The 9,971-nt window shown below is 73.4% G+C and carries 7 protein-coding genes; 6 read left to right on the forward strand and 1 reads right to left on the reverse strand.

Annotated features, from left to right (window positions below; all coding sequences use genetic code 11):
- The first annotated feature begins 34 nt into the window (after positions 1-34).
- Entirely contained in the window at positions 35-874 is an 840-nt protein-coding gene (locus O3X23_RS02895) for a MetQ/NlpA family ABC transporter substrate-binding protein (protein ID WP_269269463.1), read from the forward strand.
- 63 nt (positions 875-937) lie between these two features.
- Here O3X23_RS02895 and O3X23_RS02900 read toward each other — a convergent pair whose 3' ends face one another.
- Positions 938-1,729: a class I SAM-dependent methyltransferase gene (locus tag O3X23_RS02900; RefSeq protein ID WP_269269464.1), complete on the reverse strand. Its 792-nt coding sequence runs from the start codon at positions 1,727-1,729 to the stop codon at positions 938-940.
- Between the two features lie 185 nt (positions 1,730-1,914).
- Between O3X23_RS02900 and O3X23_RS02905 the strand changes: the two genes are divergently transcribed.
- From O3X23_RS02905 to O3X23_RS02925, 5 genes are all read left to right on the forward strand, one after another.
- Positions 1,915-2,562, forward strand: a complete 648-nt coding sequence (locus tag O3X23_RS02905) for a GNAT family N-acetyltransferase (protein WP_269269465.1) — start codon at positions 1,915-1,917, stop codon at positions 2,560-2,562.
- A gap of 146 nt (positions 2,563-2,708) precedes the next feature.
- Positions 2,709-3,911, forward strand: a complete 1,203-nt coding sequence (cbiE, locus tag O3X23_RS02910; protein WP_269269466.1) for a precorrin-6y C5,15-methyltransferase (decarboxylating) subunit CbiE — start codon at positions 2,709-2,711, stop codon at positions 3,909-3,911.
- Between the two features lie 270 nt (positions 3,912-4,181).
- Positions 4,182-7,295 (forward strand): nicotinate-nucleotide--dimethylbenzimidazole phosphoribosyltransferase, encoded by a 3,114-nt coding sequence (cobT, locus tag O3X23_RS02915; protein ID WP_269269467.1) that lies wholly within the window; start codon positions 4,182-4,184, stop codon positions 7,293-7,295.
- 372 nt (positions 7,296-7,667) lie between these two features.
- The gene (cobA, locus tag O3X23_RS02920; protein ID WP_269269468.1) at positions 7,668-8,900 is read left to right on the forward strand and encodes a uroporphyrinogen-III C-methyltransferase; all 1,233 of its coding nucleotides are present in this window, start codon (positions 7,668-7,670) and stop codon (positions 8,898-8,900) included.
- Positions 8,901-8,975: 75 nt separating this feature from the next.
- Positions 8,976-9,794: a TrmH family RNA methyltransferase gene (locus tag O3X23_RS02925; RefSeq protein WP_269269469.1), complete on the forward strand. Its 819-nt coding sequence runs from the start codon at positions 8,976-8,978 to the stop codon at positions 9,792-9,794.
- The last annotated feature ends 177 nt before the right edge of the window (positions 9,795-9,971 follow it).

Raw genomic sequence — 9,971 nt, forward strand, 5'->3', positions numbered from 1 at the left:
GCTCGTACCATCCACTGAGAAAGAGGCACTTTTCGTGCGTAACGTCACCAAGATCACCACTGCTGTGCTCGCCGCCGGAGCCCTCTCCCTGGGCCTGAGCGCATGCGCCTCCAACCCGACCCAGAAGGACGGCGAGAACGACGCGCTGGTCGTCGCCGCGAGCCCCGTGCCGCACGCCGACATCCTGAAGTTCGTCAAGGACAACCTGGCGGAGAAGGCCGGACTGAAGCTGGAGGTGAAGGAGTTCGACGACTACGTCATACCGAACACCGCCACCGAGAACGGCGAGGTCGGCGCGAACTTCTTCCAGCACAAGCCGTACCTGGACGACTTCAACGCCAAGAACAAGACGCACATCGTCCCGGTCGTGAACGTCGAGCTCGAACCGCTCGGCCTCTACCCGGGCAAGGCCAAGACGCTCGCCGAGATCAAGTCCGGCGACACCATCGCCGTGCCCAGCGACACCACCAACCAGGGCCGCGCGCTGCAGCTGATCGCCTCCAAGGGCCTGATCACCCTCAAGCCCGGCGTCGGCGCCAACGCCAGCCTGCAGGACATCGCCGACGCCAAGGGCCTGAAGTTCAAGGACGCGAAGGCGGAGCTGCTGCCCAGCCAGCTGCCCGACGTCGCCGCCGCCGTCATCAACGGCAACGTGGCGCTCGGCGCCAAGCTCGACCCGGCCAAGGGCACCCTCGCCCTGGAGAAGGCCGAGGACAACCCGTACGCCAACTTCCTGGCGGTCAAGGAGGGCAAGCAGAACGACCCCCGGGTCGTGAAGCTCACCAAGCTCCTCAACTCCGACGAGGTCAGGAAGTTCATCGAGACCAAGTACCACGGCTCGGTCGTCCCGGCGTTCGGCAAGCCCGCCGCCTGACAGCCGGCCCGACGCACCCCGGCCGCCCGACCAGGTGGCCGGGGTGCGGTGCGTCGCCGTCCGCTACCTGCGCCGCACCCAGTACACGTCCGTCATGTACGGCATCTCGATGTCGCCGCCGCGCCGGGTCGGCTCGTGCGCGCCGAGCAGCGACTCCAGATCGGCCCGCACCCGCTCCTGCTCGGCCGCGTCCAGCACCGCAATGTGGCTGGACGACATCATCCGCTCGACGACGTCCTCGACGGTCGTCGAATGCGGGTTGGGCCAGTGCCGCTCGTGCACCCGCCCCCAGCCCGGCCGCCCCTCGAACGACCGGCGCCAGCGGTTGTCGGGATCCCCGATCCCGGAGGCCAGCGGCGGGCTCGGCAGATCGCGCGGCGCCAGCCGGAAGAAGATGTCCTGGAAGTCCCGCACCCACGGCACCGAGGTGTCGTACGTGTTCCACACCAGGGCGAGCGCGCCGCCCGGCCGCAGCAGCCGCTCCACCTCGTCGAGCGCGTCCGTCTCCTGGAACCAGTGCCAGGACTGCGCCGCCACGACCGCGTCCGCGCAGCCGTCCGGCAGCCCCGTCGCCTCCGCCGTGCCCGCCGTCACTACCACACCGGGCAGCAGCGAGGCCAGCCGCTCGCGCATCTCCGGCACCGGCTCCACCGCCAGCACCTCGGCCCCGGTCAGCGCCAGCAGCCGGGTGAACTTGCCCGTGCCCGCCCCGAGATCGACCGCCGTCCGGCCCGCCTGCAACGGCAGGGCGTCCGCCAGCGCGGCGAGCGCGGCCATGGGGTACGACGGACGGGAGCGCTCGTACAATCCCGCGGCCCGCTGCGATCCGACTCCTGCTGCGTGGTGCAATGTCACGCGGCCAGACGCTAGCAGGGTCGGATGGCGGCAGCCGATACCCGCCCCGGACGTCATACGGCCTACCCTGGAAGGGCGTTCGCGGATCAAGCTCCCGCGAACGGTTCTTCGAGCCCGCTCTGCGAATGTCGCGGCCGATGCTGCATGCTGTGCTCTCCACACATGCCCTGGTTACGGAGCAGCGAATGACCTCCACCTTTCCGGACATCTCCATCAGTACGGAGCGGCTGGTGCTGCGCCCCTACGAGGAAGCCGACATCCCCGCCCTCGCGGAGATGATGAACGATGAGCTGGTCACCGCCTGGACCTCCGTCGCGCAGCCGTACACCGAGGACGACGCCCGCGCCTTCGCCACCCGGATCGCCCCCGCGGAACGCACCGAGGGCCGCGGCATCGTCTTCGCCGTCACCGAGTTCCTCACCCAGCGGCTGGTCGGCACGGTCCATCTGCAGAACACCGACTGGCGCATCCGCAGCAGCGAGATCGGCTACATGACGGCCCCGTGGGCCCGTGGTGAGGGATACGCCTCGGAGTCGGTGCTCGCCGTGACCCAGTGGCTCTTCGACGACCAGAAGTTCGAACGCCTCGAACTGCGCATCGCCGCCGACAACACCGCCTCCCAGCAGGTCGCCCAGAAGATCGGCTGCATCAGCGAGGGCGTGCTGCGCAACGCCGGCATAGTGCGCAGCAGGCCGGAGGAGGACCCGGGCGGCCGGTGGGCGGAGATCCGCACCGACCTGATCGTGTGGAGCCTGCTCCCCGAGGACCTGGACGTACTGCCCGGCCGGTCCTCCGGGGACGAGGGGTACACGGCTTTCGCCGACTGGGAGTAAACGACCCTGCAAGGTCCACGTCAGCACTGCCGCCACCGTCGTCGGCACCCTCGTCGGCCAAGATCCGGTCCCGGGGTACTGTGCTTCCCCGGGGGCCGCGACCACACCCGGACACCGACCGCGACCACGCCCAGGAGACTGACGACATGGCCGACCGGGTCACCGTGATCGGGTGGGACGGCTCGCCGCCGTCCGAAGCCGCGCTGTCGGCGCTCACCGCAGCCACCCTGGTGGCCGGCACCCGCCGTCATCTGGACCTGCCGTACGTACCCGAGGCCGCCGAGCGGATCGTGCTCGGCAGCATCGAACTGGCCGCCCGCCGGATCGCCAAGCACCGCGGCACCGCGGTGGTACTGGCCGACGGCGACCCGGGCTTCTTCGGCGTCGTGCGCGCCCTGCGCGACCCGGAGCATGGCCTGGAGATCGAGGTCGTGCCCGGCGTCTCCTCCGTCGCGCGGGCCTTCGCGCTGGCCGGCATGCCGTGGGAGGACGCCCGCGTCGTCGTCGCGCACAGCCGCTCGCTGCGGCGCGCGGTCAACGTCTGCCGCGCCTACCCCAAGGTCGCCGTGCTGACCGCGCCCGGCGCGGGCCCCGCCGAACTCGCCCTGCTGCTCGACGGTGTGCACCGCACCTTCGTCATCTGCGAGGCGCTCGGCACCGAGCAGGAACAGGTGAGCGTCCTCACCTCGGAGAAGGTCGCCGACCACGTCTGGCGTGACCCGAACGTCGTCCTGGTCGTCGGCGGGATGACCTCCGCCGACCCGGCGGTCGCCGGCCGCAGCGGCTGGATCGCCGGCCGCGATCCGGCGTTCCCCGGCGCCGTGCGCGGCTGGGGCCTGCCGTCCTCGGAGTACGGCGGCGACGGCTCGCACCAGCTGCGGGCGCTGCAACTCGCCCGGCTCGGCCCGCGCACCGGCGACCTGGTCTGGGACATCGGCTCCGCGGACGGGGCGTTCGCCGTGGAGGCCGCCCGGTTCGGCGCGGCCGTGATCGCGGTGGACCGGGACGAGGACGCCTGCGACTGGATCACGGCCGCCGGCCGCCGTTTCGGTGTCCAGCTCCAGGTCGTCCACGGCACCGCGCCGCAGGCGCTGGAGGACCTTCCCGAGCCCGACGTCATCCGGATCGGCGGGGGAGACGCGGAGGTCGTCACGGCGTGCGCCGCCCGGCGCCCGGAGCGGATCGTCGCGAGCGCGGGCAACCGGGACGAGGCGGAGGCGGTCAGCCGGGCCCTCGAAGAGGGCGGCTACGACGTCGAACGCGCCCTGCTGCAGACCGTCGAACTGGATTCCGGCTGGGCGGAACGCGAACGCCTCGTCACCTTCGCCCTGTGTGGCCACCGCAGGTGACGCAGGGACCGCCGGTCCGACCGCACTGTGGACCCTTGGGCGGTCCTCCGGCACACGCGCGGTAGGCTGGCGGATCGTTGTGCCGTCGTCGTGCGTTGACGGATCGAGCGGTTTTCGATCCGCTGGTCATCCGTCGCCGCCGGACAGCACACGCGGTGCCGACGCGCCGCATTTCCTGCTTCCCGGCCGGTTCGACTGTTCCGGCTGGGGGTCGGACAGTGTGCGCGGCGCGGCGTTGGAAGGAGCGATACCGATGGGCGAGGGGCACGCATGACTGACACCGGCCAGGTCCCGGGCGAGGGACTGCCGGAGAGCGCAGTCGGGGAAGCGGTTCCGCAGCCGCCCGCCGATCTGCACGGCAGCGCCGCTCACCAACCGACCGCTCCCAGCTGGGAGACGGACGCCTTGAGCGGCGACGGCACTCCCGCCTACACCTTCCTCGACCGGTCGGAGGCCCCCGGGGCGCCTGTCGACGACGACGAGGACCTGCTCCTGATGCCCAGTCTGCAGGGCTCCTGGAGCGACCCCCAGCCCGTCCCGCCACAGCCCGAGGTTGTCGTGGATCCCCTGAACGGCGAGGGACACGAGACCCACGAGTCCGCGGGACGCGACGCGGGATCCTTCGACTACGGGACGGTCCGGCTGACGCAGCCCGCCGTCCAGGAGCCGGCGGCCGAGCCGCTCGTCGCCGAGCAGGCGGCCGCCCAGCCGGCGCCGCCCCGGCGGCCGTTGCACATGGGCCCGCCGATGCCGGATCCGGCCTCCAGCGGTGTCTCCGTCCGCTCGCTCGCCGACCGCGGCCCGGCGACGGCCCAGGGCCTGCCGCCCGCCCCCCTGCGCGCGACCGGTGGCCCGGCCACCGCGGGACCCGAGTACCTCGACGTACCGCACAGCGACTCCGCCGCGATCCCCGCGCAGCAGAACGGCGAGGCCCCCGAGCCGGCCGCCGTCGCCCGGCCGGGCACGCCCGTCCAGGGCAGCGCGTGGCCGTCGGCGGCGTCCGCCGCCCCGGTGGCGCAGCAGCAGGACCTCCCGCCCGTGGTCCTCGCGGCGGCGCCCGAGCCGCAGCCCGCGGCGGACGAGCCGTCCGTCCAGGCCGAGCGGTACGACCCGGTCCCGCCGCAGGCACCGGTCGTCCCGGTCCAGGGCATCCCGGAAACGCCGCCCGCGGGCACTCCCGTCCCGGACGCCGTGCCCGCGCAGGACGCACCGATCGCCGTCGAGCCGGTGGTCCGGGCCGAGCCCGTCGAAGCCGTGCTTCCCGTCGCACCGGAGGCCGCTCCGGCCGTGGAGGTGCCGCCGCTTCCGGCCACCCCGGTCCACGCCGAAACGATCACTCCTGCGACGGCTCCCGTCCAGCGCCCGGTGGACGCGCCGCCGCCCGCGGCCGAGCCGTACGTCCTGCCCGACGCGCTGCCCGAGCCCATCGCCGCCCTGGAAGTGACGGCCCCGGCGCCGCCCGCACCGCAGGACGTTCCGGCGCCGCAGGCTCCCGTCCAGGAGCAGGCCGCCGCGCTCCCCGCCCCGATTCCGGCGGAGCAGCCGCCCGCGCCCGCCACGCCGGTCGCGGCCGAACTCCCCGGCGAGCCGGAGGAGTCCGCCGCCCCCGCCGAGGTCCCGGCCGAAGCCCCCGCAGCGCCCGTGCGGGGTCCCGCGGCCGACGGGTACGAACCCGCCGTCCGGGACGCGGTACACCGGGTGATCCGCGAACGCCGGGACATCCGCAACGGCTTCCGCGACGACCCCATCCCGCACGAGGTGCTGCTCCGCGTCCTGGAGGCGGCCCACACCGCCCCCAGCGTCGGCCACTCGCAGCCCTGGGACTTCGTCGTCATCCGTTCCGCCAAGACGCGCGAGCGCATGCACGAACTGGCCAACGAACAGCGCGACACGTACGCCAAGTCGCTGCCGAAGGCCCGCGCCAAGCAGTTCCGCGAGCTGAAGATCGAGGCGATCCTCGACACCCCGATCAACATCGTCGTCACCGCCGACCCGACGCGCGGCGGCCGGCACACCCTCGGCCGGCACACCCAGCCGCAGATGGCCCCGTACTCCTCCGCCCTCGCGGTCGAGAACCTGTGGCTCGCCGCCCGCGCCGAAGGGCTCGGCGTCGGCTGGGTCAGCTTCTTCGACGAGCGCCAGATGGTCCGTGAGCTGGGGCTGCCCGAACACCTCGAAGTCGTCGCCTACCTCTGCATCGGCTACGTCGACGAGTTCCCCGAAGAGCCCGAGCTGATGCAGGCCGGCTGGTCCCAGCGCCGCCCGCTCTCCTGGGTGGTCCACGAGGAGGAGTACGGCAACCGGGCGCTGCCCGGCGAGGAGCCGCACGACCTGCTCGAGGAGACGCTGCGGGGCATCCGCCCGCTGGACGCCAAGGCGCTCGGCGAGGCCTGGGAGCGGCAGAAGCGGATGACGAAGCCGGCCGGCGCGCTCGGCATGCTGGAGATCATCTCCGCACAGCTCAGCGGCCTGTCCCGGCAGTGCCCGCCGCCGATCCCGGAGCCCGCGGCCGTCGCGATCTTCGCCGGCGACCACGGGGTGCACGCCCAGGGCGTCACGTCCTGGCCGCAGGAGGTGACCGCCCAGATGGTCGCCAACTTCCTCGGCGGCGGCGCGGTCTGCAACGCGTTCGCCAACCAGGTCGGCGCCGAGGTCTGCGTCATCGACGTCGGTGTGGCGTCGGAACTCCCCAGCACCCCCGGGCTGCTGCCCCGCAAGGTCCGGTACGGCACCGCGGATTTCACCGCCGGGCCCGCCATGACCCGCGACGAGGTGCTGCGCGCCATCGAGGTCGGCATCGAGACCGCCCGCGACCTGGTCGCGGCCGGAAACAAGGCGCTGCTCACCGGTGAGATGGGCATCGCCAACACCACCACCTCCGCCGCGCTCATCTCGGTCTACACCGGCCAGGACCCGGCCGAGGTGACCGGTCGCGGCACCGGCATCAACGACGAGATGCACGCCCGCAAGATCGACGTCGTCCGCCGTGCGCTGGACCTGCACCGCCCGGACCCGGCCGACCCGATCGGCGTGCTGGAGGCGATCGGCGGACTGGAGCACGCCGCCATGGTCGGCCTGCTGCTCGGCGCCGCGGCGCTGCGCACCCCGGTGATCCTGGACGGCGTCAGCGCCGGCGCCGCCGCGCTGGTCGCCCGCGCCATCGCCCCCGAGGTGCTGGCCGCCTGCATCGCGGGCCACCGCAGCGCGGAGCCGGGCCACGTAGCGGCCCTCACCAAGCTGGGCCTGCGCCCGCTGATCGACCTCGACCTGCGCCTCGGCGAGGGCACCGGCGCGCTGCTGGCACTGCCGCTGGTACAGAGCGCTGCGCGCGTCATGCACGAGGTTGCGACGTTCGACTCCGCGGGAGTCACCGAGAAGGGCTGACGCCCTCGCACCCACGGGGGCGGGGCCCCGCCCCCTCCCGCGCCTGCGGCGGGCTGCCCTCAAACGCCGGGCGGGCTGGCTTGCGGCTGGGCTCAGCCGTAAGCCTGCCGGTTTCCTGCGCCTGCGGCGGGCGCCCTCAAACGCCGGGCGGGCTGAATGTCAGCCTGCCCGCCTGCCCGCCTGCCCGCCTGCCCGCCTGCCCGCCTGCCCGCCTGCCTGCCCGGCCTGAATGCACCCGGGTGTGATCTTGCGCGCTGCGGTCAGGGGGCGTCGGACCGTAAGGTTTGCGCAGGGGCCCGGCCCCGCACCCCAGCCGCTCCGAGGGAGCAGCGGCGCAGTAGAGAGAACTTCGCCCCAAGGAGCCGTACAGCCATGGCCGACGACCGCAACGACGCTCCCGCCTACCCCGTCGGACTGCGGCTGTCCGGACGCCGGGTCGTCGTCCTCGGCGGCGGTACCGTCGCCCAGCGCAGGCTGCCGGCGCTGGTGTCGGCGGGAGCCGACATCGTGCTCGTCTCACCGTCGGCGACGCCGTCCGTCGAAGCGATGGCAGACGCGGGTGAGCTGCGGTGGGAGCGCCGTCCCTACCAGGAGGGCGACCTCGCGGACGCCTGGTACGCGCTGATCGCCACCACCGACACCGCGGCCAACACCGCCGCGTCCGCGGAGGCCGAGGCCCGCCGCGTCTGGTGCGTGCGCAGCGACGACGCCGAGGCCGCCACCGCCTGGACCCCGGCCACCGGACGCAGCGAGGGAGTCACCGTCGCCGTCCTCACCGGACGCGACCCGCGCCGCTCCGCCGCGGTGCGCGACGCGGTCGTCGAGGGACTGCGGGACGGCACGCTGGTCGCTCCCCGGCACCGCGAGCGGACCCCCGGCGTGGCGCTCGTCGGCGGTGGCCCCGGTGACCCCGACCTGATCACCGTGCGCGGCCGGCGGCTGCTCGCCGAGGCCGACGTGGTGATCGCCGACCGGCTCGGCCCGCGCGACCTGCTGGACGAACTCCCGCCGCACGTCGAGGTGATCGACGCGGCGAAGATCCCCTACGGCCGTTTCATGGCCCAGGAGGCGATCAACAACGCGCTCATCGAGCACGCCAGGGCCGGCAAGGCCGTGGTCCGGCTCAAGGGCGGCGACCCGTTCGTCTTCGGGCGCGGCATGGAGGAGGCCGAGGCGCTCGCCGAGGCCGGTATCGCCTGCACGGTCGTGCCCGGCATCTCCAGCTCCATCAGCGTGCCCGGCGCCGCCGGCATCCCGGTCACCCACCGGGGCGTCGCCCACGAGTTCACCGTCGTCAGCGGCCATGTCGCCCCCGAGGACCCGCGCTCCCTCGTCGACTGGGAAGCGCTCGCGAAGCTGCGCGGCACGCTCGTGCTGCTCATGGCCGTCGAGCGGATCGGCGCCATCGCCACCGCCCTCGTCCGGTACGGCCGCCCGGCGACCACCCCGGTCGCCGTCATCCAGGAGGGCACCATGGCCACGCAGCGGCGCGTGGACGGCACCCTGGCCACCGTCGCCCAGGTCGTCGCCGACGCGGAGATCCGCCCGCCGGCCGTCATCGTCATCGGCGACGTCGTATCGGTCGGCAGCGCCCTTCGACGCTAGGACGCGGCCGACGCGTACCGGCCAGCCAGCCACCCCGGCGTTGGCATGTGCCGCGGGACAGGGCAGTATCAGCCTGTGGCTGAGCTCATCACGATCGACGACCCGGACGACCCGCGCCTCCATGACTACGTGGCACTGACCGACGTCGAGCTGCGGCGCCGCCGTGAGCCCGCCGAAGGGCTGTTCATCGCGGAGGGCGAGAAGGTGATCCGGCGTGCCCGGCTCGCCGGCTACCGCATGCGGTCCATGCTCCTGTCGGCCAAGTGGGTCGACGTCATGCGCGACGTCATCGACGAGGTGCCGGCGCCGGTGTACGCGGTGAGCCCGGAGCTCGCCGAGCAGGTCACCGGCTACCACGTGCACCGCGGCGCGCTCGCGTCCATGGGCCGCAAGCCGCTGCCGGAGGCGGACGACCTGCTGGGCACCGCCCGCCGCATCGTGGTCATGGAGTCCGTCAACGACCACACCAACATCGGCGCCATCTTCCGCAGTGCCGCGGCGCTCGGCATGGACGCCGTGCTGCTCTCCCCGGACTGCGCCGACCCGCTCTACCGACGCTCCGTCAAGGTCTCCATGGGCGCGGTCTTCTCCGTGCCCTACGCCCGCCTCGACAGCTGGCCCCGCGACCTGGAGACGGTGCGCGCGGCCGGCTTCAAGCTGCTCGCCCTCACCCCGGCCGACAAGGCCACCGACATCGACGAGGCAGCCCCGCACCGGCTGGAGCGGGTCGCCCTGCTCCTCGGCGCGGAAGGCGACGGGCTGTCCACCCAGGCCCTCGTCGCCGCCGACGAATGGGTCCGCATCCCGATGGCCCACGGCGTCGACTCCCTGAACGTCGGCGCCGCAGCGGCCGTCGCCTTCTACGCGGTGGCCTCCGGACGCCCCACTGCCTGAGGGGACGCGCAGGGGAGCCTGCGGCCACTTCGTGGGCCGTGTCAGCGCATTGACGACCGGCCGGGAGCGCTCGTCCAGCCGAAGGGGACGCGGCGGGGTGCCCCCGCAGGCGACGAGAATCCACGACCGTCACGGTGCGGACGGCCCGCGGGTTCGAGCGCCGAGGAGGTGCCCCGC

The sequence above is a fragment of the Streptomyces sp. H39-S7 genome, from assembly GCF_027158205.1.
Lineage (GTDB): Bacteria > Actinomycetota > Actinomycetes > Streptomycetales > Streptomycetaceae > Actinacidiphila.

Bases quoted from the DNA above. Each gene is read 5' to 3' on its own strand.
- O3X23_RS02905 (WP_269269465.1), top strand. From the start codon at position 1,915: ATGACCTCCACCTTTCCGGACATCTCCATCAGTACGGAGCGGCTGGTG.
- cbiE (WP_269269466.1), top strand. From the start codon at position 2,709: ATGGCCGACCGGGTCACCGTGATCGGGTGGGACGGCTCGCCGCCGTCC.
- cobT (WP_269269467.1), top strand. From the start codon at position 4,182: ATGACTGACACCGGCCAGGTCCCGGGCGAGGGACTGCCGGAGAGCGCA.
- cobA (WP_269269468.1), top strand. From the start codon at position 7,668: ATGGCCGACGACCGCAACGACGCTCCCGCCTACCCCGTCGGACTGCGG.